Here is a 24295-nt window from a genome sequence, read left to right as displayed (position 1 = left end):
AATCCGTGGAGAATAGGCCTTCGCTCCCGAAAATGTAAGCCGCGAACATTGGTCCACCCCGTCAGGGGGGGCCAACGTCGTGCTTTTCCGGAAGGCCCGCTTCGCAGAGACCCTTCTCGAAGATCGCGAAGTCATCTGCCCGGCGAAACGGTGCCAGATTCTCGAGATTGGCACGAAGATCTGGATTGCATTCAAGGGCTTGCAGGAGGGATCGTTGCGCTCGTTCACGCCGCCCGGCGAATGCGTTGCTGGCTGCGGCAATGCAGGTCACGAGCAGGAAACTCGTCTGACCACGCAATGCGGTCTCGGCGCATGATACTGCCGCGTCATAGCGGCCCGCCAGAAAATGCGCATACGCCATGGCTCCCTGCGCGTCGTAGTACATGGGCGGATCGAGCGGACTAAGTCTCACGGCATGTGCGGAGTGCTCGAGGGCGAGATCCGGCTCTCCCCTCCAAACTCTCAGCCAGGCACTGGTGGCCCAGGCTTGCGCGAAGTTAGGGTTGTCAGCCAAAGCTCGATCCACGAAAGCAGCCGCGTCGTCGAACTCGTGGGCTATGAAGGCGAGCGCATATCCACCCACGGACAGTGCAACCGGATCATTTGCCCCCAGTTCTACGGCCTTCCGGGCCAGCCGGGTGGCTTCCGCAATTTCGTTCGCGGGATCGCTGATCCAGCCGTTCGCCTTGCGCCGGGTATAGCACCAGGCGGCCATGGCATAGCCACAAGCCAGTCGAGGGTCGAGTTCGGTCGCCTTGCAAAAGAGCTGCAACGCCTCGGTGTTTGCGTTGTTGGACCAACGGGATTTCGCCAGCCCGCGCAGATAATAATCATACGCATCCAGATTTTCGGGTGGCTTCCGCCTTGCCCGCTTGATTTCCTCACGCTGCAGCCTCGGGGCGATTGCGCCTATGACACTGGACGTCAGATTGTCCTGCAGATCGAACATGTCCTCGATCGGGCCCTCAAAGCGGTCTGCCCAGAGATGCGTTCCAGTTTCGGCATCGATCAGCTGCCCCGCGATTCGAATGCGATTTCCGGCTTTGCGCACGCTACCTTCGAGGACATAGCGGACACCAAGCTCGCGGCCGACCTGCTTTACGTCAACGACCCGGCCCTTATACGCAAAGCTCGAATTGCGTGCGATCACGAACAGCCAGCGAAAATGAGCCAGAGCCATCGTGATTTCCTCCACGATGCCATCTGCGAAATACTCCTGTTCGGGATCGGAGCTGAGGCTGACGAAAGGGAGTACGGCAATCGAGGGCTTATCCGGTAGCGGGAGGGCCGCTCCTCTCGCTTCTGACCGGTGAGGGACGGTTGAAGGATCCGGCTCCCGTACTTCCCGAACGGCTCCGACGAAACGGAAGCCCTTGCGCGGGATCGTCTTGATCAGGCGCTGCGCTTCCCCGCAATCGCCGACTGCCGTGCGGACGCCATTGATGCGGGTCGCAAGCGCGGCCTCCGATACGATGCGCCCCTTCCAGATCGCGTTCATGAGGTCGTCTTTGCTGACGACACGCTCCCTGTTGCCGATCAGATAGTCGAGAATGTCGAAGACCTGCGGCGCAACGGAAACAGCATCGGCCCCGCGATGCAGCTCGCGCCGATCCGTGTCGAGCACGTATTCATCGAAGAGATAGCGCAAGTTGCCACTCCCGTCGTTGGATGAAGCCGCCTCTGCACCTGCTGGGGCGTAAAGTAAGGCGCCGGTCAGGAAAATGTAAGCTGCACGTCAAGCGTGCCCGGCGAAGTCTTGACATCCTGCCCTCGGTAAAGGTATCGCCAAGGGATATCGCCGATGAGTACCATCAACGGCGTTGCACAGGTGCGACGGACTGCCACACCCGTGCAGCAAGTGACCAGCCTTTTCCTGCGGGTCTGGAGCGCATGGCAGAAGCGCCGAAGACGACTGAAGGTACAAACCGCTCTCTGTGCCCTCAGCGATCGGGAGCTGATTGATCTCGGCGCGACGCGCGCCGAGATTGACTACATTGCCTTGCAGCAAGGCCGCGCAAGGCCCGATCGTCCGGCACCCTGGCGCATTGGCAGTGCGCTTGCGATCCTGATGGTCGTCAACCTGTTCAGCTTGATTTCCGTAGATCGCGCCGAGGCTCAATGCACTGCGCAGGATGGTTTGCGGAGGCAGCTGGCGGTCAAGGTCGACCCGCCGGCTCGCAGATCGGAGATTCCGATCAGCTCGGCTGCAGATGTCCTGGCGTGGAAGACGATCCGGATAGGAACATTCACGGAGACGTTCGCTCTTCGCAGCGCGATGAGCGCAATGGGCTGCGGCGTCGGAAACGCGGCTGATGAGATACTCGCTCGACCGGCCTTTACCCTAAGTCGCAAGAAGGCGGAGGTTGAGCTTGTTGCCGTGTCGGTTGCCGAGCTCGGCCTTCAAGGCGAGGCTTCGCTGCGGGAAATCTATGCGCGTGCACAACAGCTCGGTCTTGCTCTGGCGCCCGCCGAAATCGCGCCGCAGCTGAGACTCCAGTATTTGGACCAGCCGATCGGTGAGTTTCTCACCATCGGGATGGAGCCTATCGGGACGTGGGCGGGTGAAGCGGTCGTCCTGACGGTGGCGAATGGCGGAGCAGGCCTCATCCTGATCGGCCAGGATGGCCGTGAGGACGCGCAGATATCTGCGATATCCCGTTTTGTGTTCGTGCGACCCGGCTCATCCATGGCTCCAGAGACCGCAGCGATGGCCAGGTAGCATGCTGCGATCTCATTTGGTCTGGGCTCGATCAGGGAAACGGGTGATGATCACGCGTCGTGATGTGTTGTCGGCGGCCGCCGCCGCGTTCGCCGCTGCGCATATTTCGCCGCGGGCGCTCGCACAGCCGATCGCGAGAACCGCGCATATCCTGACGGGCTTCACGCCCGGGCTGCAGGATGGGTTGGCGCGGCTCGTGGCCGGCCAGATGAGCGGCTATGCCGAAACCATCGTGGTCGAGACCCGGCCGGGCGCGGCCGGTCGCATCGCGGTGGAGGCGGTGAAGAGCGCCGACGCCGACGGATCGGTCATGCTGTTCGCGCCGCTCGGCTTCATGATGTTCTTTCCGCACGTCTACAAGACACTGAGATACCATCCGCGGGATTTCATACCTGTGTCGACCGTCGCCTCGACCCCGACATTGCTGACGGTCGGTCCCAGCGTGCCGGCCGACGTCAAGACGCTGGCGGACTTCGTGGCCTGGTGCCGCGCCAATCCGAAGCACGCCACCTTTGGTTCGCCGGGCGCCGGAACCTCGCTGCATTTTCTTGGCACGACGCTGGGCCGCACCGCTGGCTTCGATTTTCTTCACGTGCCCTATCAGGGCGGTGGTGCGATTCAGGATCTGGTCAAGGGCGTGATTGCCGCGACCGTCATGCCGATCGGCAGCTCGCTCGGACTCGTCCAATCCGGAGATCTTCGCGCGCTGGCGACCACCGGACCGCGCCGCAGCCTGTTTGTTCCGGCGGTACCGACGATGCGGGAGGCCGGATATCCGTCGCTCGAGGACCTCACATGGTTTGCGTTCTTCGTTCCGGCCAGGACGCCGGCGCCGATCGTCGATAAGCTCAACACCGCGATCCAGGCGGCCTTGCGCACCGACGAGGTCAAGGCCGGCATGGCAAAGCTGGCCGTCGAGCCCGACGCGATCGCCATGGAAGACTTCGCCCGGCTGATCGCATCCGAATCCGACCGGTGGAAGGCGATCGTTCAGGCAACGGGGTTCGTCCCGACCGATTGAACCTGCATTGACAGGAGGTAACACATGAGCGGGCCGGCATCCGTGCATGATCTCGTGCAGTCGCATCGCATCACCGCGGTGATTTATGCGGCGGCGAAGCTCAATCTCGCCGAGGCCATCGGCGATGAGGCGAAATCGGTGGCCGAGCTCGCCCGGCTGGTGTCCGCTGATGAAAGTGCGCTGCGCCGATTGCTCGTTGGCCTGACGACACTTGGCCTGTGCAGGCAGGCAGACCGCGACCGGTTTGCCATGACCGAGCTCGGCCGGCAGCTCGACGAGACCGCCGATCCCTCCTTCAAGGATTGGGTTCTCTTCGAGGGCGAGATGCTCGCGCAATCCTGGATCGGACTGGTCGAGTCGGTTCGCTCGGGCAAGAGCGCGGGCGAGCTGCGCGGCGATGGCGACGATCGCTATGCCGCGACGAGCAATGCGCCGGAATTCACCCGCCGCTTCAACGCCGCGATGGTCAGCCTGACGCGGAGCATCGTTCCAAGGATCGTTGCGGCCCACGACTTCGCGACCGCGCGCGTTGTCATGGATCTCGGTGGCGGCACCGGCGAATTGATCGGCGGCGTGCTCCAGCACAACCCGCATCTTGAGGGCATCGCCTTCGATCTCGCGCGCTGCGAGGCGGGAGCGCGGGCGCATTTTGACCGGCTTGGCATCGCCAATCGCTGCCGGTTCGTCGCCGGCAGTTTCTTCGAGAAGGTCCTGGGCGGCGCCGACACGATCCTGATGAAGAGCATCCTGCACAATTGGAGAGACGATCGTTGCGAGGTCATTCTGCGCAACTGCCGGGACGCGCTGCCGGCCAGCGGAACGTTGATCGTGATCGAACGGATCATGCCGGAGCCTGCGACGACCGAGATCCAGGACCGCTCCTGCGCGATGAGCGACCTCAATATGCTGAGGGGACCTGGCGGCCGCGAGCGGACGGAGGCCGAGTACCGCAGGCTCGGCGTCCTGGCCGGCTTCGCCTTCGTCGGCACCAGCGGTGTCGGCTCGTTCAGCCTGGTCGAATTCCGAAAGGTCGGACACTGACTGCCGTCCGTTGGGGCGGCAGTCGAGTCTCATTCCATCAGGCCTTGGCGCAGGATCGATCAGCAGCCCCGGCAGACGCCGGAGATCTTGCGATCGACGTCGGCATCCTCTTGGTCGAGGAAATCCAGCGATCCCGAACTTGCCGAGGGCACGTCGGAGGCGTGGGGCTGGCGGTGACCGACCGGGGCCGTCCACGGCCTGGTGGTCGTTTCCTTTCCGGGCAGCGACGGGTGGAAAGGTTTCGCCGAAGCTGCGCCCATCGTCGATACGATCGTGACCACAATCAGCATCTTTGAGGTAATCATAGGTGTCTCCAAATGCATCCCGCCCTGCATGTGCGGTTCAGACATTCAGATTTGCATCGAAGACCCGCTATTCCCTGTCATCGCGGAGGCGTGATACCGCCGTGGTCCGGCCTTCCGGAACGACGTTTGTCAGGCCGGCGCTTTCCTGCCGATCAGACCGAAGACGATCATGACGAGGCTGATGCCGCCGACAGCGCCCGAGACCTCTCCGACCGTGCGCATCAGGGCGGCAGGATCATTGGACCACGGCGTCATGTCCCGCATCGAGAGGAAGAACAGGACGGCGAGCACCAGCAGCACTGAGCCGACGGCAATCAATCGCCAGTTTCGCTTTCGCATGACAGACATTCCCCCGTATCGCCCACGGATGGGCGGGGCCGTTTAGGACGCAGGGAGATAGTGTCGTCGAGCCCGGGTCGGGTTCAATGGCCACGAGCCGTATCGGACAAATGTGACCCTCATCCCCAATTTGTTCGCGGCCGCTGGTGGGTGGCCAACAGACGTTTTGACATTTTTGTGTTTTCAACGCTTTGACGGCTCGACCCTGTCGGCTTGAACCAGTCTCGATCGTCCTTGGATGGACCCCGCACACGTCAGTGATGCCGTCACCTAGAAAATTGAACCAGGAGCTTATGTTCATGAGGATCACCGTCGAAACCACCGTAGCAGCCCCCATCGATCAGGTCTGGCGTGCCTATACGACACCTGCTGACATCATGGAGTGGAACGCCGCGTCCGACGATTGGCATACGACCAAGGCTACGGTCGACCTGCGGGAAGGCGGGGTCTTCTCGTCGCGCATGGAAGCCAAGGACGGCAGCATGGGCTTTGACTTCGCCGGGACTTACACGACGATCGTCGAACACAAGCTGATCGAATATTCATTCGGCGATCGCAAGGCCGAAGTCGAGTTCGTGCCCGGGACGAAGGGCGTCGTCGTCCGCGTTGTCTTCGATAGCGAACCGACACACTCGGTTGAGCAGCAGCAGGGCGGCTGGCAGGCCATCCTCGACAACTTCGCGCGACACGTGCAGGCGAAGCAGAAGACGTCGTGAAGCCGTGCGGGGGCAGGAGATCGACGTCCTTGACGGGCGTCGTCGGCTTTCCGCGCAGAGCACCTGACGGAAATTGATCAGTCGAGGAATAGCCGGCTTCGGGGTCAGTCGCGTCGGTTGACCCCTCAGCCGGCGACCTCCGGTTTGCGCCGGGCTCACCGGCGCGGTGGGCCAACAGGTGACGTCAAGCTGCTACGACGGCTCCAAGCCCCCGGCGCGCGTCTCCGGGGGCGCGCCACGCCTCAGGGGAAGCGGCTGGTCGCCAAGCAACACCTTCACCACCACGTCACGCGCACTGCCGGGATCAAGCGAGTGCTTTGCGATCAGGTCGCTACAGTCGGCGACGATCTGGTCGGCGTCCTGCATGATCTTGAGCTCTTTGTAGCGATCGTGCCGATGCAGGCCCATGCTTTCGCCAACCACTTCAAGGATATTCATGATACGGAATGGCCAGTCGCGCTCGTGCGCGCACAGTTCGCGATGATCGGAATGATAGACCGCGACCAGTGCATCGACACCTGCATCGCGCGCCGCCTCAAGCTCCATAAGTTGCAATTCGCGCTTGTACTTTGGAAGCGCGCCGACATCCACGCTCTGCAAACCCACCGCCGGCTGGTTCAGATCGACGAGTTCGATACCGGGTACCGCCGTCAAGATCTCAGCGGCGGCTTCCACGACGCCGGCCACGCCGGGATGCCTGTGCAGCGCGACCCGCATTTCGACCCTGCGCTGAAGGTGCGGCTTGAGCTGCGCCAGCCGGTCGCCGAGAAAGCGCATGAACGGGTTCATCTCGAACGGGCGCGACCCGTGCTGTCGCTCCACCGTTGGCAGGATGGTCTCCGTGTACTGGACGTAGCACGACGGGCACCAGGAGATCACCTGCCCCGAGTTCGAATGCGACAGCTTTTCCATCGTACTCGATCCCATACGACCGGCCATCTCTGCGTCGCCAGACTTGAGCTGGAGAATGCCGCAGCAATGGCTCGGCCCGCCCATCACCTGGTAACTGACGCCGAGCGCGTCCATGATATCGAGGGCAAGCAATGCGATGTGCGGCGTCTTGAGCACATTGCAGCCAGTGTAAAACACGAAATCCGGCGTTTCAACGGGCGTGGCGACCGACGCCGATCTCTGACCCAGTCGTTCGAGCACGTCCGCATCGAGTTGCAGGCGCGAAAGCACGTTCACGCCACGACTGCCGTCGCGGTACCTCTCGACACCCCGCCGGCGCCGTTCGGCAAGCTCATTGTCCGACTTCGCGATGCCAAGCCGCGCCATGCTCAGCAGGAAACGCGGATTGACGCCATAGCTGCACGCCTTGATGCATGCCCCGCTCCGCATGCAGGACTGCGCCCATTTGCGCGACGCTTCCGGGCCGTTGCCGGTACGCACCAGCTCGAGAATGCCGCCGATGATGTCTTCGGACTTTGTCGTCCGCGAGATGCCGGCCGGCTCGACACTCGGACAGGCCTCGACGCATTTCCCGCATCGCGTACAGGCGTCGAGCATGTCTTCGGCATATTCGGCCAGGGACGTCTCGAAGGGGACCTCGTTCATCGGCTGCATGACCAACTCCCAGGCCTGCTGGCGGATCAGACACGTGCGGCACACGACAACACCGGAACCTAACCCACAATTGGCGAGCTGTACACGAGCAGGCCGCAATGGGGATCTGTCGCCTTCGGGGCAATCGCGTCTGCTACGCGCTGGGTGAGCCCGCTGCCGGCGTGCCCTTACTACCGGACCACCCGTGACCGATCTGGACTTCGCATTCGGGCCAACAGGCGTTCGTTAGCCGGCACGGCGACCGTCAGAGCAAGGCCGCTCTGCTGCCGGTCCCCGAAGGCCATCTCGGGAGATGGGGAGGATTATTTCTACCCGCCCCGCGGTAGCCCTTAAGGCCTTTGTTGGATGTTGACTCGCCTCTTGCGGCACGGACGATCTGGCACCAGCTTTCACAGGTCAAGTAGGGACCGGCGGACGATGATCTCTGTTGTTGTCGGGTCACGACAACATGCCGGTTGACCGACGATCTCTACGTTGGAGGGTCAACTATTTCGCCCCGCACGCCTCTGGCGCTTCTCATCATATCCCTGGGTGCGATCGCCGCGGTGTGGTGGTGGCTGGCCATACCGATCAACCTGGCGCGCGCGCCGATCGATCCGAATGCCAAACTGCAATGCATATCCTACGCGCCCTTCCGCAACAACCAAACGTCGGAGTCGCCGACACCGGTGCCGCGGGACCAGATCGCGGAAGATCTCGCCCAGCTTGCCAAAATAACCGACTGTATTCGTACCTATGCGACTGATCTTGGTCTCGATCAGATCCCCGAACTTGCGTCCAAGGTGGGGCTGAAAGTCATTCAGGGAATTTGGCTCGATAGGGACCGACGGAAGAGCGCGACGCAGATATCCACGGGCATACGGCTCGCCCGGCAATATCCGGAAACCATCACCGCACTCGTGGTCGGCAATGAGGTTCTGTTGCATGGGAAGATGACACCTTCCGATCTTGCTGCCTTGATCCGCTCGGTCAAGGTACAGGTGCCGGTCCCCGTCACCTATTCCGACGTCTGGGAGTACTGGCTGCGCTATAGGGAACTCGGTGACGCCGTCGATTTCGTCACCCTTCATATCCTGCCATATTGGGAAAATGTCCCGGTCGCGGCGAAATCCGCCGCTGCTCACGTCGACGCCGTCCGAAAGCAGGTGGCGTCGGCGTTTCCGGGCAAGGAAATCCTGATTGGAGAAACAGGTTGGCCGAGCGAAGGGCGGATGCGCGAGTCGGCGCTACCATCGCGCACCAATCAGGCGCGGGTGATCTCGGAGGTCCTCGATCTTGCCCGGCGCGAGAATTTCCGCGTCAACCTGTTCGAGGCGTATGATGAATTGTGGAAGCATGAGTTCGAGGGCACCGTCGGCGGATCGTGGGGCTTATTCGATTCCACGCAGCGCACGCTGAAATATCCGCCCGGCATCCCCGTCAGCAATTATCCGCTCTGGAAACTGCAAATGAGCAGCGGAATGGCGCTGGCGATCCTGGTGTTCGGCGCTGCATGGCTGACCTCGCGCCGGAAGCTCTCGCAGCCCCGGCTCGTCTCATGGTTTGCGGTCGGAATATCGGCAACCACCGCCGGAGTCCTGTTTGGGGTGGCCGCTCAAAAGATGTTCTATGAAAGCTACGGCGCGGGCAGCTGGCTTCTGTGGGGCGCACTTCTGGCGGCGGCAACTGCCTCGCCGCTGTTCGGCGCCAACGCCCTGATGTCCGGGCGCGCATCGCCCACATTTCTGGAATTGCTGGGTCCGGAGGACTACCGGATCCCATCGGGGCTGGCGATCATGCACGGATTGATCTTGATCGTAACCATCGTGATCGGCACGGAGACAGCGCTGGGCCTTATGTTTGATCCGCGCGAAAAGGATTTTCCCTTTGCGGCCCTCACTATGGCGGCGGTCCCTTTTGCGGCGATGACGCTGCTCAATCGCCCGAAGAAGGGAATCCGCCCCATGGCGGAAGCGATGTTTGCCGTCGTATTCCTGGTGGCAGCCATCTATGCGGCGCTCAGCGAAGGACCGGACAATTGGCAGTCGCTGTGGACTTGTGCGGCCTATATGCTGCTTGCGGTTACGCTGTGGCGGGCGCGCGCTTGAGTAAACCTGGCCAGTCGACTTCCGTTGTGGGGCAATCGCGTCACTATGGCCGCGTGCCGATCTCTTCCGGTCTACCTCTGTGAACGGAAATCGTCAGACTGCACCGGCACGTCTCACACGGGCCAGAAGCGGACCCACGACCTAATCCCGAAATCCTGCCCTCGATCGCTCGCCTTCATATGCAAGCCAATCAGAGGATAATCTGTCGTATTGAGGTTTACTTATTGGAAATGAAGCGAGCCGCTGAATGCCATCTCCCATAGAATAGATCGCCACTGTGTACTCTCGGCCCCGTTGATCCGGTGTGCGGGGAATGGCGATGTACCTTCGGTGTTCGCTACGCTGGCCTAGGAAAACATCGAGCACTTGGCCGACTTCAGCTTTGCCTTTGAGAGTCTCCGTGATTCTCAGACGGGCGAACCATACATCGTTGGTACAAAGCTCGCAGTGACGGCCACCCATCCATATTACGGGTCGCTGCAAGCGAACTCTCGCAACGACGACATCCCTAGCGTCGGGAGACAAATTGTTCAGTGCCTCTACGAGATTGTCTGGCGCGCCTTCTGAAAAATACGTAATGGGCGTCTTGTTCTCCATCGCCGAGGAACGCGGCGGACCGACAATGATTGCGCTCATCATCGCAGCGACAAGAGCTAGGCTTTGCTTGACCGATTTCATCTACAGCACTGCGCACCAAATGGTTGTAGTGGCACTATAATCCAATTTTGAGAAGTTGAACAGATTAGGTCTGCTTTGGGTCAAAATCCGAAGAACTCAGAGTGAGCAAAGTCAGCCCGCTCCACCCCACCAAGCGGACCTCAATGAAATGTGTCGCCACTTCGCTGATCGGCCAGCAGCAGACATTGATCAGAGACGAAAACCCAACTTCACCAACGTCGTTGGGGGGCGGACTGACTTCAGTATGCCGGAGCGCAAGCGTGAACTAGCCCACATTTGGTGGACCCGCGCGCGTGCTAAACTGCACTGTGCGCGCCAACTAACTTCGGTTCGACAAGAACTGGACGTTTCGCGGAGCAGGCCATGGACCAAGATCGTCGAAACGCACTTTCCACGGAATACGGCGAGGTCTGCAGCAACTTTCGGACGCTGACCGACATCCGGTTCAAGTTGCTGGGTCTGCTGCCGATCGCGACCGCCGTAGCCATTGCGCTCAAAGTCGACCACATTGATGGCCGGAGCTTTGTGTTCTCGTTGTTTGGCCTGATCGCAACGATCGGGCTCGTGACCTACAATACGAGAAATGACGAGCTGTATGATGAACTCGTGAGACGTGCCGCATACATTGAACGAAGCCTTGGTCTCGCGGATGGAGCATTTGCCAACCGCCCGCGCCCGTCGCTCAGTTTTCGTCTTTTCGGCATCCCATGGAAAGTCGACCACCGAATAGGTGTCGGCACGATTTACCTTGCGTCCATCGCTGTTTGGCTTTTCCTGGTCTTGGCGTCGTTGTCGGCTTGGCTGGCTCCGGAGGCCTCGGTATTGGCTACGCTGGCTGCTTTTGGGCTCGCAGTCATTGCGACCTGGTGCGCGAGGACGTGGATCAAGCGTAAGAAGAAAGAGGTCGATGAGGAAAAGAGATCCTTGGCCATCGAGGCCGTTCAAAAGGCGTTCTCAACCGATTTGTCGCGAGGCACGGCGGACGGGGGGCTGATAGATTTGTGCTTCAAGCTCGCGGACGAGAAGACGCGCGAAATCATCGCCAAACGGGCTCAGTTCTATGCCGGAATCGATCGCGAGTCCTCAATCTACTACCCGCCGGGCGTCTCAAAGGAACAGGCTGCATGTCACTTGGTGGCGCTACTCACGGATTTGCCACCGCGGTGGCTGTTCGATTGCGCCACAAATCGAAGAGGAGACATGCCAGAGAAAAGTCCCGTATTGTTCCCGCCCCGCGCTGACGAGGTAAGGTTATAGCGCATTGATTTCCCGCTTTGGGTCAGAAGCACCAGCCTGGACCTTTAGCCGACGACTTCCGGTCTGGCACCAGCTTCGGAAGTTCTCTCGCGGCGCGAAGGGCCAAGGGGCGACATTGTCCGCGAGCGGCTGGCGCCAGAACAAATGTGAGATAGTTCATATCCGGCGCGTCGCCGACGTGTTGCCATTCCGATGTTACGGCGAAACATTTCTTTCGCCACCGTGGCCGGTGCGTATCGCGCTACGGTTCGGACTGTGCGGGAGGCGTTGAATGGTCAATATCAAAGTTCCTCTTAATCCAGTGCAGAAACGCGGCTTGTGGCCGCCCAAAGGCGGGCGCGAATATCCGGTCTTGGATACGGACGACTGGTGGAAAATTGCGGCGCGCGAGCACATAGATGCGTGGGCGTTAATCGAGTTCAATTTCCAAACGCACGTTCCTGAGGAGGTGAATTGGTATTTGCGAGAGCTCGTGGGTTGCCGCCACAGCCGTGACGGGGGGCGCAATTACGCGTTTATCGGGGCTGACCCGAAGCTGCGCAAAATCTATCTTCCCGCTGTGCCGCCTCCGCCCCCACCTGCACCCATACCCTGGCCCGACAAACTCAAGAAGCTCCAGTACGAGGTGGAGCATTCGAACGATCCACAAAAGGAACGGTTCCTCTGCATGCTCAAGGCGATGGAGAACCGCCGTGATGATCGCGTGATCTTCTGGTCCACCATAGCCCCGGGCCCCGAGTGGGTTGCTCCGCTTGGCGTTGAGGGAAGAGGGATTGGGAAAGCGTTGATCGATTCGCAGTGGCTCTATAAAAATATAAAGACTGTGCGGGATGTGGACCTTCTTCCGTATGGCAACGGGTTACCGAGAAGCGATACTTTCGTGATCAGCTTCCACAAGTATCTGTTTGAAACGGCTTCGCCTTCCATCGGTATCCTGCGCGCTGCGAACGCAGAAATTGTCAAGACGCATGTCATGTTGGATCGTTGGGCGAACCAAAGCATGGGTGGAAGTGCGTCGATGCCGACGTGTTATCGCGCAATCAAAGAATTTATTCGCTTACAGGAGCAAAGTGATTACCCGTCTGTGATCAACTGCATCGTGACGACTGGCACGTAACCAGTTCCCTGGGCGGCTGACTGCACCAATCCTCACCGCTTCAACGATTGCGGAGTCATCTGCTTCGGCGGCGTTAAGTCCACCGACACGCACCTCGCATTCGCAATTCACCACGTCAACAAAGAGATCATCGGCTGGCTGGAACCGGCGGCAAACAGCATCTCTCATTTAGTTTGATCACCTCGTCGGTGGGGCCGCTGGAGATGCAACGACACGTCGAGGTCGAGCGCTTTTTGGCGATCTTGAAGTTGATCACCAGTCAAATGTGGTCGGGGCCTGAATCGGCGGGTTGTAGCCCTTCATATTGGGTACGCTGGAACGCGACCGATGTCTCAATTGGGTCAAAATGCGAAGAACTCAGAGTGAGCAAAGTCAGTCCGCTCCACCCCACCAAGCGGGCCTCAATGAAAGGTGTCGCCACTTCGCTGATGGGCCAGAAGCGGACATTCCCGTTCGTAGCCTGAGTGTGCTAGCCTGAGTGTCTGTTCCAAAACATGTTGAGTCGAATGAATCGGTTGTGATTCAAGGTGAGCGGCCTGATTCGATGGGGACGCGCCGCCAATGTGGACTACCGAGAACCGTGCACGCTACGACCGCAGCCGCCTGCGCTATCCGAGCGACTTGACCGACGAGGAGTGGGCGCTGATCGCGCCTCGCATCCCGCCGGCCAAGCGCGGCGGCAACAAGCGTACGGTGGACCTGCGCGAGATTGCCAACGGGCTGATGTACATCCTGAGCACAGGTTGCCAGTGGCGCGCGATCCCCAAGGACCTGCCGCCGCGCTCGACGCTGTATGGCTACTTCGATCTGTGGAGCTGGAACGGCACGCTCGATAAAATTCATCACGCCCTCTATGTCGAATGTCGCGAAAGGGCCGAGCGCGAGGCTTCTCCCACCGCCGCCATCATCGATAGCCAGAGCGTGAAAAGCGCTGAAAAAGGGGGCCTCATGATCTCCATGGCTACGACGCGGGCAAGAAGATCAAGGGCAAGAAGCGGCACATTCTCGTCGACACGCAAGGCCTCTTGATGCACGCCATCGTGCATGCGGCGGACATCCAGGATCGCGACGGCGGCGTGCTCCTGATGGCAACGTTGTTCGGCCTCTATCCCTTTCTTCTGAAGCTCTACGCCGACGGCGGATATCAAGGGCCACATTTCCAGAAGGGGCTGCGTAGCGCTCTGAAGCGCGTGAACCTCGAAATCGTCAAACGCTCCGATCAGGCTCACCGTTTCGTCGTCTTGCCCAAACGCTGGATCGTCGAGCGTACCTTTGCCTGGCTCGGGCGATGCCGAAGACTGTCCAAAGATTGGGAATGCTTCAATCACAGGGCGCTCGCCTTTCTCAAGCTGGCCTCCATCCGACTCATGCTGCGAAAGCTATGCAATCCAAGGTAATCTTTCCGGACAGACTCTGAGGCACCATGCCCACACCTGCCGAAGCAGTAAGAACCTACATCTTGGCCAAGGACGGCAACCGACCGTTCTTGATGAGGCAGGCGTTCTCTGAAGACATTGCACTCGAAATGGTCGTCAAGACCGACGCCATTTCGTTCCCCAACACGGCTTCCGGCTTGAACGCCGTGGAAGAAATTTTGGTGCGTCGTTTTGGTGTCGAATACGAGAACATCTACACGTTCTGCCTATCCCAGCCTTCCGAGACTGACCGAGCGCGCTTTCAGTGCCATTGGTTGGTGGGGATGTCCGCTAAGGCCAGCGGGCAACCGCTGCGAGTTGGATGCGGACGTTACGACTGGCATTTCAATGAGCACGGAAAAGTGGTGAGGCTGGTGATCACCATTGAAGTCATGAAAATCTTATCGGGCGCCGAACTCGATGGCGTGATGCGCTGGCTATCTTCGCTTCCCTATCCGTGGTGCAGTCCGTCTCAGGCTCTCCTGTCATTTCCTCCGCAGAACGACCTGCGCGAGGTTGAAGCCTACTTGAAGCAGGCTCAGTAATCTCGAACTACTTGGCCAATAGGGTTGACGTCCCGAAGTTGAAGATCGCCGTGTCGCGTTCGGATCAATCGCGTCACTATGGCCGCGTGCCGCTCCCTTCCGGTCTGCCCCTGTGAACGGAAATCGTCAGACTGCGCGGGCATGTCACCCGCGGGCCATAACCGGACCTGTTCACTCGATGACCTTGTCGGCACTGGCCGAGAGTGCAGGAGAGACGGAAAGGCCCAGCTGCCTGGCCATCTTCAAGTTGATGGACAGATCGAATTTGGTCACTTGGTAGAATGGAATATCGCCAGCTTTTGCTCCGCGGAAAATTGCGTCGATGTTGTTGGCCGCGCGCTTATACAATTCGACTAGATCAAAGGAGTAGGCCATTAGGCCCCCGGCTTCGACGGATTCGGTGAACGCGAAAATCGCCGGAAGTCTCGCGTCGGTCAGCAACTTGGCGATCAAAGCGCTGTTTTGAAAAGTTTCAGGGGAGTCGACCACCATGACTGCATTTGCGCCTTCGCCGGAAAGGCTCTCTACCGCTGCCCGCCAGTCATTTTCTTGAGCACCAACATCCAGTAGCGACACCGCGATAGGTAGGCCAGCCTCCTGGGCTGCTGCGGGGATAGGCGAACCCTTGGCGAGCCCGTTGTATTGGATGTGAAGAGCGAGCACGCCAAGTGTTGATATTGAAGGAAAGATTTCGCGCAGCAGTGCAATCCGCTTTCCATGAATTGATGGACCGGTGTCGATGCTGGCTCCCGTAAAATTGCCGCCCGGGCGAGCCAGACTTTCGGCAATCCCCAGTCGAACGGGGTCGCCAGTTATCGTTACGATTGGAATACGCGATGTCAGTTTTTTGAAGATGAGTGCGCCAGGACCACCGAGGAGAATGACGTCCGGGTTGCTGCTAACGATTTCCGTCGCCAAGGCTTCGAGGCCGGACGTGTTTTGCTCTCGGCCATAACTTTCGACTTTGAGGTTTTGTCCCTCGATCTGTCCCAACCGTCGCAGCTCGGCGAAGAGGGCTCGAGGATATTTTTTCCCGCTAAGCTCGTGCAGTCCGCGCTCGGCTCTGACGGGACGAAAATAGCAAGACGTTTCTTCTTGGCGCTCTCCGCCGCCGCAGCCAGCCGCGGCAATGCTACCGCACCACAAACGGCACCGAGAAAAGCACGCCGCCTCATGTTCGCCCCCTAGCCAGAGTCTAGGTCAACGCATCTTAGCGTCTAAAAGGCCATACTGAAAATCAAAGGTGGCTCTGCGATGTCCGGGTTGGGTCAAAAGCGTCGGTTTGGCGCTCAGGGGCAAACTTCCGCTCTGCCGCCATCACCCGACATAGCTGCACCGCGTCAACGGAAGCGATGGGGCACGAGCGGAAGTGCCTAGCCGCTCCATATCGGCTGCCGTCGGTCATCCCTGAACGAACAGCTTACTTTTCTCTCGTCTCCGGCCTATTCTTGGTGTCCTTCTGCGATGAGCGCGTTTGGGAAGAAATGTGGTCTATCGGGCGGAGAAGACGGCGTTGCGCTATCTCTTCGAAGACTATGTATTGGACACGGACCAGCGCGAGCTGCGCTGCGGAGCCGAGCTGATTGCTACTGCGCCGCAAACGTTTGACTTGCTCCTTTACCTCATTCGCAACAGGGAGCGGGTTGTCAGCAAGGACGATCTCCTCGGTGCTGTCTGGAGTGGTCGCATCGTCTCGGATGCCGCGCTCACGACGCGCATGAATGCTGCTCGCGGCGCAATTGGCGACACGGGCGAGAGACAGCGTCTGATAAAGACGATGCCCCGCAAGGGTTTCCGCTTTGTTGGCACAGTGCAGGAGGCGCAAAGGTCCATAACCGTCCCCCCTGGCCATGTGGCGCAGAACGATGATACGGCGCAGAGGTCGCTTTCACCACCTCGCCTTTCCATCGTTGTGTTGCCCTTCGTCAATCTCAGCAGCGCCCCCGAGCAGGACTACTTTGTCGATGGTGTGACCGGGAGCCTCACCACGGATTTATCACGCATCAGCGGCTCGTTTGTCATCGGCCAACACACCGCGTTCACCTACAAAGGCAAATCGGTCGATGTCAGGCAGATTGGTCGTGAGTTGAATGTTCGCTACGCGCTTGAAGGCTCGGTGCAGCGTTGCGATAATCGTCTCCGGGTGAATGTTCAATTGATCGACGCGACGACGGGCAATCATTTGTGGGCCGACCGCTTCGACAAGCCCTTCGCCGATCTGCTCGATATGCAGGACGAAATCGTAGCCAGGATTGCGCGGACCTTAGACAACCAACTCATCGTGGCCGAGGCGCGTCGCGCGGCAAGAACGTTGAATCCCGATGCCATGGATCTCTATTTCCAGGGCCGCCATTCTTGCAATAGGGGGGTGACACTCGAGAATTTGACAGAAGCTCGCAATTCTTTTGAACGGGCTCTGGCGACTGATCCGCAAAATGTCGACGCCATGAGCTGGAGCGCGTTGGTCGAGACAGTGCTTGTCGCGGCGTTCTTGAAAGACAACGAGCCTCCGCATCTGGCAGCGACAGAGACCATGGTGCTAAAGGCGCTCCGCCTTGCTCCGGACCATGCCTGGGCTCATTTCACCTTGGCCATGGTGCTCATCTATACGAACCGGACGGCCCAAGGCGTGGCTGAGTGCGAGCGAGCCTTAGCCCTGGATCGCAATCTGGCTGACGCTCACGAGATGATGGGTCAGGCCAAATTTTATATGGGTTGCGGTGCGGATACCGAGTTCCACGTCAACGAAGCACTGCGCCTTTCCCCTCGCGATATCTCCGCCTTCCGATGGATGAATACGGCGGGCTTTGCCAAGCTGCAGATCGCAGCAGACGCTGAAGCGGCCGCTTGGTGTGCCCGAGGAATCGAGGCCAACCGAAACTATCCGCTGCTGCATTTCGGGTACGCTGCAGCGCTCGCGCTTCTTGGGAGGCTGGACGAGGCGCAAGTGGCCGCCAAAACCGGACTTGCACTTGATCCGACATTTACGATCCGTCGCGTCAGAAACGGTCCAGTGCGCGGCAACGCGAATTTCGTTGCAGGAGCCAGGCGCTTGGTTAGGGGATTATACATCGCCGGAGTACCGGAGGGGTGATGCCGGCGATCAGTCTATCGCGTCACTATGGCCGCGTGCCGTTCTCTTCCGGTTTACCCCTGTGAACGGAAATCGTCGGACTGCACCGCCATGTCTCACACGGGCCAGAAGGCGACATTGGATGCATCGTGACCCAACCCGGCCCGGCAAGGGCCCAACCTGCGGCACTATCAGTGCGAGGCGGCGCGCGCCGGGCCGCGGCCGCCCGGAAGCGCTCGATGGTCCGGCCGAGCTCCCGGAAAACGGCATCAACGATCTTGAACGAGATGCAACAGTTCAGTGCTTTGCAATGAATGCAAGCACCTTATCATTGAAGGCTTGGGGGTTCTCAACCTCCATCTGATGAGATGCCGCCGGAATCGTTGCACGTTCGACGCTCGGCAGGCAGTGCTCCAGCATGTCGTCGACGACATGGAACACCTTAGGGCTGAGCTCCCCGTCGACGAGCAATGTTGGTGCCTTCACCTTCTGCACGTCCTCGCATGTGGTGGGCGGGAAGAGGTCTCGCGATGCGGCTTCGCCTTTCAGTTCTCGGACATTGTCCATGACGCGCTTCAGAACGGGAGGTGGGAGTTTCTCGTACGAACCATCGCCCAACACGCCGTTCACAAATCGACGCACTCCTTCTTCGTCATTCCCGTGCTTGAATGCTTCGCTCGTAGCGATTGATCTCGTGATAGCGGCGCTAAGAAGAGCATCTCCTTCAGGAGTCGTTTTCAGTAGCGGCATTATAGGCGGTTCGCCCAGCGTCAGACTGCGAATGACCTCCGGGTGATCTCGTGCGACCAGGAACGCAATGAACGCCCCATACGAATGACCAACGAGATGAACCGGGGGTAGATTAAGTGCCTTGATGAATGCAGCCAGGTCTCTTGCATGTAGGGTGACGGAAAAATCCGTTGCATCTTTGGGCCATTCATTTGGATAGTGGTACCGACGACTGTACGAGATCAGTCGATATCCCTTCGAGAACGCCTCAAGCTGTCCATCCCACGTGCGGTAATCCTCCAATGTGCCGTGCACCAACACCACTGGAGTTCCTTGCCCGAGTTCAATGTAATGCAGTGTGAGGCCATCAACTCCCACCTTTTTTGTTTTTATCTCCGAAGAGGACGCGCCTTTCTGCTGCGCGAACGACGGACTCGCGACGAAGAACATGGCTGCTACCGATATGAGGACGATGTGTTTCAAGAGGAGCGTTCTCGGTTGCATATGACTCTCCTGGTGTTGTGAGACCTTTCTGCTTCGGTTTCACTTACTAAGCTGTAGTCTAATCCGCGATTCTCGGCGGTAAGGTGGGACTCTAGGAGTCGGATTACGCCCTATAAATCCGGTGGTTCGGGGTTCGAGTCCCCGTGGCCTATACGCGCGATGCGGCCTGGGTGGCCGATCCGGCGGGTCTGGTGGGCAGGGCGCCGCATCGGCAAGGGGCAATGAGGTGAGCCCGCCGCTACCTATACTACCAGTTCAAACACACGCAGGGGGTGCACAAAACGTCACACCGCTCCCCAGGATCGCCTCGCGAGCGATTGCGCAGCTGATGGCTGGTCGACGTCTGCTTCGGGTCAAAAGCGGTCTTCGAGGAGCGTGCTTGGCAGGCCAGAAGCCGACGCAAGCCGTCATCGACGTGGCGCCTGGATATCGAATTCAGAGGGTTGCCAATCGGTCGGCGGCCGAGATGGCGTGTCCTGATGGACGCCTGCTGCACACCCGCTGCCATGATGACATCATGCCCCTGTTTTGCCCGACGGGTCAAATCGATTTCGTAAAATCGAAAAAGCCCAATGCCGACAAGGGCCCGGCTACGATGCGTGGGTTGTTTTCGCGAATTTTGTTTTCGGCCCCGATATCCGGGCCGGACCCCAATCTCGTCAGGTCCGGAGTGGCCCGAGCACTCGCCTCAGCTATCCACCTTCAGCGCGGCAATGAAGGCTTCCTGCGGGATGTCGACCTTGCCGAACTGCCGCATCTTCTTCTTGCCTTCCTTCTGCTTCTCCAGAAGTTTCCGCTTACGCGTGATGTCGCCGCCGTAGCACTTCGCGGTGACGTCCTTGCGCAGCGCGCGCACCGTCTCGCGCGCGATCACCTTGCCGCCGATCGCCGCCTGGATCGGGATCTGGAACATGTGCGGCGGGATCAACTCCTTCATCTTCTCGACCATGGCGCGGCCGCGCCCCTCCGCGCGGGTGCGATGCACCAGCATCGACAGCGCGTCGACCGGCTCGTTGTTGACCAGGATCTGCATCTTGACGAGATCGGCCACCTTGTAGTCGGTCAGGTGATAGTCGAACGAGGCGTAGCCTTTCGAGACCGATTTCAGGCGGTCGTAGAAGTCGAACACGACTTCGTTGAGCGGCAGATCGTACTTCACCATGGCGCGGGAGCCGACATAGGTCAGCTCCTTCTGCGCGCCGCGGCGGTCCTGGCACAGCTTCAACACGCTGCCGAGATATTCGTCGGGAGTGAGGATGGTGGCCTCGATCCAGGGCTCCTCGATATCGGCGATCTTGACCACGTCGGGCATGTCGACGGGATTGTGGATCGAGATCTCCTGGCCGTCGGTCAGGTGCATCTTGTAGATCACGCTTGGCGCGGTCGCGATCAAATTGAGGTCGAACTCGCGCGACAGCCGCTCCTGGATGATCTCGAGGTGCAATAGCCCGAGGAAGCCGCAGCGGAAGCCGAAGCCCAGCGCAGCCGAGGTTTCCATCTCGTAGGAGAAGCTCGCGTCGTTGAGGCGCAGCTTGCCCATCGCCCCGCGCAGCGTTTCGAAGTCATTGGCGTCGGCCGGGAAGAGGCCGCAGAACACCACCGGGATCGCCGGCTTGAAGCCCGGCAGCATTTCGGTGACCGGCTTCCTGTCGTCGGTGATGGTGTCGCCGACGCGGGTGTCGGCGACTTCTTTGATCGCCGCGGTGATGAAGCCGATCTCGCCGGGGCCGAGCTGGTCGACCTGCTCCATCTTCGGGGTGAAGAAGCCGACGCGCTCGACGTCATAGGCCGCGCCTGTGCCCATCATGCGGATGCGCTGGTTCTTCTTCATCACGCCGTCGACCACGCGGATCAGCACGACCACGCCGAGATAGACGTCGTACCAGCTGTCGACCAAGAGGGCCTTCAAGGTCGCGTCGCGGTCGCCCTTCGGCGGCGGCAGGCGGGTGACGATGGCTTCCAGCACGTCGGGGACGCCGAGGCCGGTCTTGGCCGAGATCATCACGGCGTCGGAGGCATCGATGCCGATGACGTCCTCGATCTGCTGCTTGATCTTCTCGGGTTCGGCCGCGGGAAGGTCGACCTTGTTCAGGACCGGGACGATCTCGTGGTTGTTGTCGAGCGCCTGATAGACGTTGGCGAGCGTCTGCGCTTCGACGCCCTGGCTGGCGTCGACCACCAGCAGGGAACCCTCGCAGGCCGCCAGCGACCGCGAGACTTCGTAGGCGAAGTCGACATGGCCGGGCGTGTCCATCAGGTTGAAGATGTAATCCTTGCCGTCCTTGGCGTGGTAGGCGAGGCGCACCGTCTGCGCCTTGATGGTGATGCCGCGCTCGCGCTCGATGTCCATGGAATCGAGCACCTGCTCCTTGCCCGCCATTTCACGGTCAGTGAGGCCGCCGGTCATCTGGATCAGGCGGTCGGCCAGCGTCGACTTGCCATGGTCGATATGGGCGACGATGGAGAAGTTGCGGATGTTCGAAATGGGGACGGTCGTCATGGGCGCGGGATACCACTCACATCCCCGTGCGGCAACCATATTGCTGTATTTTCAGGGCCTTTCTTCACACCAAGCTGATTCCACGAGGGCCCAAAACGCGCTACGCAACGGCCCATGTCCAGGCTCATGTCCACGACCTCGATCCCCTCCGCCCGAACACGCGTAAAAACCCGGGTGAGCCTTAACCGCTTCCGGGCCTGGCTGGTTGCCTGCGCGATCCGGCCCGAAGCGCGGCTCTGGCTGGTGATCCAGCTCGCCATCCTGCATGCGGTGCTCTGGACCTTCATCCTGATCAATCTCAAGGCAGCGCAGGACGTTCACATGGACGTCGCAGAAGCCTATGGCTGGGGCCAGGAGTTCCTGTGGGGCTACGGCAAGCACCCGCCGCTGTCGGGCTGGGTCGCCGGCCTCTGGTTCAAAGTGTTCCCGGCGGCGGACTGGGCGACCTATGCGCTGGCGATGGCGACCGTCGGCGTCGCCATGGTGATCTGCTGGCTGCTGAGCTTGCGCGTCGTGGACGCGCGGCGCGCGTTCCTGGTCGTGGTGATGGTCGCGCTCTACCCGATCTTCAATTTCAAGGGTTTCAAGTACAACCCCGACCTGCTCCAGCTCGTCACGCTGCCGCTGCTCGTGCTCGCCTATCTCAACGCCTTCGAGAAGCGGACCTGGCAGTCCGGTATCTGGTTCGGGCTCGCCGGCGCGCTGGCGCTGATGACCAAATACTGGGTGCTGACCATGATCGGCGCCATCGGCCTTGCCGCGCTGATCCATCCCGACCGGCTGCGATTCCTGCTGTCGCCGGCGCCGTGGGTCGCGATCGTGACCATGGTGGTGGCGATGATCCCGCACATCGTCTGGCTTGCGGGCGTGCATTTCGTGCCGCTGACCTATGCCGGCGATACCTACAGCCTCGATGACAGCCGCCAGGTCCATCAGCTCGTGGCGGGCTACGCCCTGCATAATTTGGCGCTGCTGGCGTTGCCGGTGGCGCTGGCCGCTCTCGCAATGGCGCTGGTGCCGCATTGGTTCACGCTGCTGCTGCGCGCACCGTTACGCATCGTCACGCGCGCCTGGGGGCGTGGCGCCAATCCCGGCGTCAATGTTGCGCAGGCGTTGAACGTCTGGATCATCCAGATCATCGTCGCGGTCGGCCCGCCGCTCGGCGCGCTGGCCTTCAGCATCTACATGAAGACCGATTGGGGCATCTCGCTGTTCTTCCTGGTGCCCTTGGCGCTGGTCGCGATCCCGGCGCTGCGGGTGCAGAGTGCGGCCCTGTTCAACATCGCCGCGATCTGGCTCGTGCTCAGCGTCGCCACGCTCGCCGCCTCGCCCTGGATCGCCGCGCGCGAGATGGCGGCCAATGCCAGCAATACGGCGACCTACGGCGCGCGCTCGGAGTTGGCGCATGAATTGACGCAGGCCTGGCACACGCGTTTCGGCTCGCGCTGGGCGGTCGTCGCCGGCACCATGGAGTCGATCCAGCCGATGGTGTTCTACAGCCCCGATCATCCGGCCGCGTTGATGCCGCTCGAAGCCTGGGATTCCGGGCTGACGTCGCGCGAGGATGCCAAGAAGTATGGCTTCATCGGCGTGTTCGATCCAACCGATGGCCGCCTGCCGGCGTTCGAGAAATGGGTCTCGGAGATCGCGCCGAACGCCGAGCGCATCGTGATGACGACGCGCCGCTTCACCCACGGCAAGGCCGGCCCGGCGATGAGCTGGAACATCTACATCGCGCCGCCGGCGAAGTGATTTCGGCGTTGTAGGTCTCGTACGGTGGGCAAAGCGACTTGTCCGCCATAGCTCGAAGAGCGACGGCGGAAGCGTGTCCACCACTTCTATGGCGATTGTCGCGAGATGGTGGGCACGGCGCTTCGCGCCTTTGCCCACCCTACGGCACTGAGCGCGTGGCTCAGATCCCTTCCTCGTTGAACTTGCTCTCAACGAGCTCGGTAATCGCCGCAAGCGCAGCCTGGGCATCGTCACCGGCGGCGGCGACCGTGATCGTCGTGCCCGGTCCCGCGGCCAGCATCATCAGGCCCATGATCGAGGTGCCGCCGACGGTCTCGCCGCCGCGCGTCACCCACACCTGCGCGTTGAAGCGCTCCACCGCCTGGACGAACTTTGCGGAGGCGCGGGCGTGCAGGCCGCGCTTGTTGATGATCAGGAGGTCTTTGGAGATCGCGCCCGCGGGCACGCCCGTCCCGGCTTGCGGCGCGTCGTCGCTCATTTGCCGGCGAGCACGCGGCTGGCAATGGTGACGTATTTGCGACCCGCTTCCTGGGCCATCGCGATCGCGTCGGGCAACGGACGCTCCTCGCGCACCTTGGCAAGCTTCACCAGCATGGGAAGGTTGATGCCCGCGAGCACTTCGACCTTCGGCCGGCTCATGCAGGATATTGCAAGGTTCGACGGCGTGCCGCCGAACATGTCGGTGAGGATCGCGACGCCGTCGCCGGAATCGACGCGGTTGACCGCCTCGATGATGTCGCTTCGGCAGAGATCGGAATCATCTTCGGCACCGATCGTGATCGCTTCGATTTGCTTTTGTGGGCCCATGACATGCTCAAGCGCTGCCTTGAATTCGTCGGCAAGGCGCCCGTGGGTCACAAGTACTAGACCAATCATCGGAAAACTCCTCGCGGGCGCTTTTGGTGCACCGCACGAACGCGCCACTTTGACC

At 60.5% G+C, this 24295-nt stretch carries 19 protein-coding genes and 1 pseudogene; 11 read left to right on the top strand and 9 right to left on the bottom strand.

Going from position 1 to position 24295, the window contains the following annotated elements; translation table 11 throughout:
• Positions 1 to 61: 61 nt before the first annotated feature.
• A complete protein-coding gene (locus tag HAP41_RS42970) occupies positions 62 to 1648 on the bottom strand; it encodes a winged helix-turn-helix domain-containing tetratricopeptide repeat protein (protein WP_176400477.1) in 1587 nt (528 codons plus the stop codon).
• 153 nt (positions 1649 to 1801) lie between these two features.
• Between HAP41_RS42970 and HAP41_RS42965 the strand changes: the two genes are divergently transcribed.
• The 3 genes from HAP41_RS42965 to HAP41_RS42955 are packed head-to-tail and all read left to right on the top strand — an operon-like array spanning position 1802 to position 4781.
• The gene (locus HAP41_RS42965; RefSeq protein WP_166075984.1) at positions 1802 to 2719 is read left to right on the top strand and encodes a DUF1127 domain-containing protein; all 918 of its coding nucleotides are present in this window, start codon (positions 1802 to 1804) and stop codon (positions 2717 to 2719) included.
• A gap of 46 nt (positions 2720 to 2765) precedes the next feature.
• The gene (locus HAP41_RS42960) at positions 2766 to 3740 is read left to right on the top strand and encodes a Bug family tripartite tricarboxylate transporter substrate binding protein (protein ID WP_166076004.1); all 975 of its coding nucleotides are present in this window, start codon (positions 2766 to 2768) and stop codon (positions 3738 to 3740) included.
• Between the two features lie 24 nt (positions 3741 to 3764).
• A complete protein-coding gene (locus HAP41_RS42955; RefSeq protein ID WP_166076025.1) occupies positions 3765 to 4781 on the top strand; it encodes a methyltransferase in 1017 nt (338 codons plus the stop codon).
• 59 nt (positions 4782 to 4840) lie between these two features.
• Here the strand turns inward: HAP41_RS42955 and HAP41_RS42950 are convergent, their stop codons facing one another.
• On the bottom strand, positions 4841 to 5131 hold the full coding sequence (locus HAP41_RS42950; RefSeq protein ID WP_224580589.1) for a hypothetical protein: 291 nt from the start codon (positions 5129 to 5131) through the stop codon (positions 4841 to 4843).
• A gap of 84 nt (positions 5132 to 5215) precedes the next feature.
• Entirely contained in the window at positions 5216 to 5425 is a 210-nt protein-coding gene (locus HAP41_RS42945; RefSeq protein ID WP_014498566.1) for a hypothetical protein, read from the bottom strand.
• A gap of 299 nt (positions 5426 to 5724) precedes the next feature.
• Here HAP41_RS42945 and HAP41_RS42940 point away from each other — a divergent pair, with 299 nt between their 5' ends.
• Complete coding sequence (locus HAP41_RS42940) at positions 5725 to 6141, top strand: SRPBCC family protein (RefSeq protein WP_166076030.1); 417 nt, start codon at positions 5725 to 5727, stop codon at positions 6139 to 6141.
• Positions 6142 to 6333: 192 nt separating this feature from the next.
• Here the strand turns inward: HAP41_RS42940 and HAP41_RS42935 are convergent, their stop codons facing one another.
• Positions 6334 to 7806: a heterodisulfide reductase-related iron-sulfur binding cluster gene (locus HAP41_RS42935; protein WP_225048575.1), complete on the bottom strand. Its 1473-nt coding sequence runs from the start codon at positions 7804 to 7806 to the stop codon at positions 6334 to 6336.
• A gap of 356 nt (positions 7807 to 8162) precedes the next feature.
• On the opposite strand from HAP41_RS42935, the gene HAP41_RS42930 reads away from it, so the two are divergent.
• The 5 genes and pseudogenes from HAP41_RS42930 to HAP41_RS42910 all read left to right on the top strand — a co-directional run bounded on the left by HAP41_RS42930 (position 8163) and on the right by HAP41_RS42910 (position 14806).
• Complete coding sequence (locus tag HAP41_RS42930; RefSeq protein ID WP_414643354.1) at positions 8163 to 9794, top strand: glycoside hydrolase family 17 protein; 1632 nt, start codon at positions 8163 to 8165, stop codon at positions 9792 to 9794.
• A gap of 1041 nt (positions 9795 to 10835) precedes the next feature.
• Complete coding sequence (locus tag HAP41_RS42925) at positions 10836 to 11729, top strand: hypothetical protein (protein WP_166076052.1); 894 nt, start codon at positions 10836 to 10838, stop codon at positions 11727 to 11729.
• A 271-nt stretch (positions 11730 to 12000) separates the two neighbouring features.
• Positions 12001 to 12846 carry a hypothetical protein gene (locus HAP41_RS42920; protein ID WP_166076060.1) on the top strand — a complete coding sequence of 282 codons (846 nt, stop codon included), beginning with the start codon at positions 12001 to 12003 and terminating at the stop codon, positions 12844 to 12846.
• Between the two features lie 561 nt (positions 12847 to 13407).
• Positions 13408 to 14243, top strand: a pseudogene (locus tag HAP41_RS42915) (IS5 family transposase).
• A gap of 26 nt (positions 14244 to 14269) precedes the next feature.
• Positions 14270 to 14806 carry a hypothetical protein gene (locus tag HAP41_RS42910; RefSeq protein WP_166076075.1) on the top strand — a complete coding sequence of 179 codons (537 nt, stop codon included), beginning with the start codon at positions 14270 to 14272 and terminating at the stop codon, positions 14804 to 14806.
• Between the two features lie 171 nt (positions 14807 to 14977).
• Here HAP41_RS42910 and HAP41_RS42905 read toward each other — a convergent pair whose 3' ends face one another.
• Positions 14978 to 15799: an ABC transporter substrate-binding protein gene (locus tag HAP41_RS42905; RefSeq protein WP_166076081.1), complete on the bottom strand. Its 822-nt coding sequence runs from the start codon at positions 15797 to 15799 to the stop codon at positions 14978 to 14980.
• A 520-nt stretch (positions 15800 to 16319) separates the two neighbouring features.
• Here HAP41_RS42905 and HAP41_RS42900 point away from each other — a divergent pair.
• Positions 16320 to 17900 carry a winged helix-turn-helix domain-containing protein gene (locus HAP41_RS42900; protein WP_166076097.1) on the top strand — a complete coding sequence of 527 codons (1581 nt, stop codon included), beginning with the start codon at positions 16320 to 16322 and terminating at the stop codon, positions 17898 to 17900.
• A gap of 276 nt (positions 17901 to 18176) precedes the next feature.
• Here the strand turns inward: HAP41_RS42900 and HAP41_RS42895 are convergent, their stop codons facing one another.
• Together HAP41_RS42895 and lepA are read right to left on the bottom strand one after the other, a co-directional pair.
• A complete protein-coding gene (locus tag HAP41_RS42895) occupies positions 18177 to 19112 on the bottom strand; it encodes an alpha/beta fold hydrolase (protein WP_166076121.1) in 936 nt (311 codons plus the stop codon).
• 688 nt (positions 19113 to 19800) lie between these two features.
• Complete coding sequence (lepA, locus tag HAP41_RS42890; RefSeq protein WP_166076153.1) at positions 19801 to 21612, bottom strand: translation elongation factor 4; 1812 nt, start codon at positions 21610 to 21612, stop codon at positions 19801 to 19803.
• Between the two features lie 126 nt (positions 21613 to 21738).
• On the opposite strand from lepA, the gene HAP41_RS42885 reads away from it, so the two are divergent.
• Positions 21739 to 23364: a glycosyltransferase family 39 protein gene (locus tag HAP41_RS42885; RefSeq protein WP_166105436.1), complete on the top strand. Its 1626-nt coding sequence runs from the start codon at positions 21739 to 21741 to the stop codon at positions 23362 to 23364.
• Positions 23365 to 23524: 160 nt separating this feature from the next.
• Here HAP41_RS42885 and HAP41_RS42880 read toward each other — a convergent pair whose 3' ends face one another.
• Positions 23525 to 23842, bottom strand: a complete 318-nt coding sequence (locus HAP41_RS42880; protein WP_166076159.1) for an HPr family phosphocarrier protein — start codon at positions 23840 to 23842, stop codon at positions 23525 to 23527.
• Complete coding sequence (locus HAP41_RS42875) at positions 23839 to 24240, bottom strand: PTS sugar transporter subunit IIA (protein ID WP_007597752.1); 402 nt, start codon at positions 24238 to 24240, stop codon at positions 23839 to 23841. The genes HAP41_RS42880 and HAP41_RS42875 overlap by 4 nt, the downstream gene beginning before the upstream one ends.
• Positions 24241 to 24295: the final 55 nt, after the last annotated feature.

It is taken from the genome of Bradyrhizobium barranii subsp. apii (genome assembly GCF_011516635.5).
Classification (GTDB): domain Bacteria; phylum Pseudomonadota; class Alphaproteobacteria; order Rhizobiales; family Xanthobacteraceae; genus Bradyrhizobium; species Bradyrhizobium barranii.
This window is presented reverse-complemented; position numbering and strand designations above follow the sequence as displayed.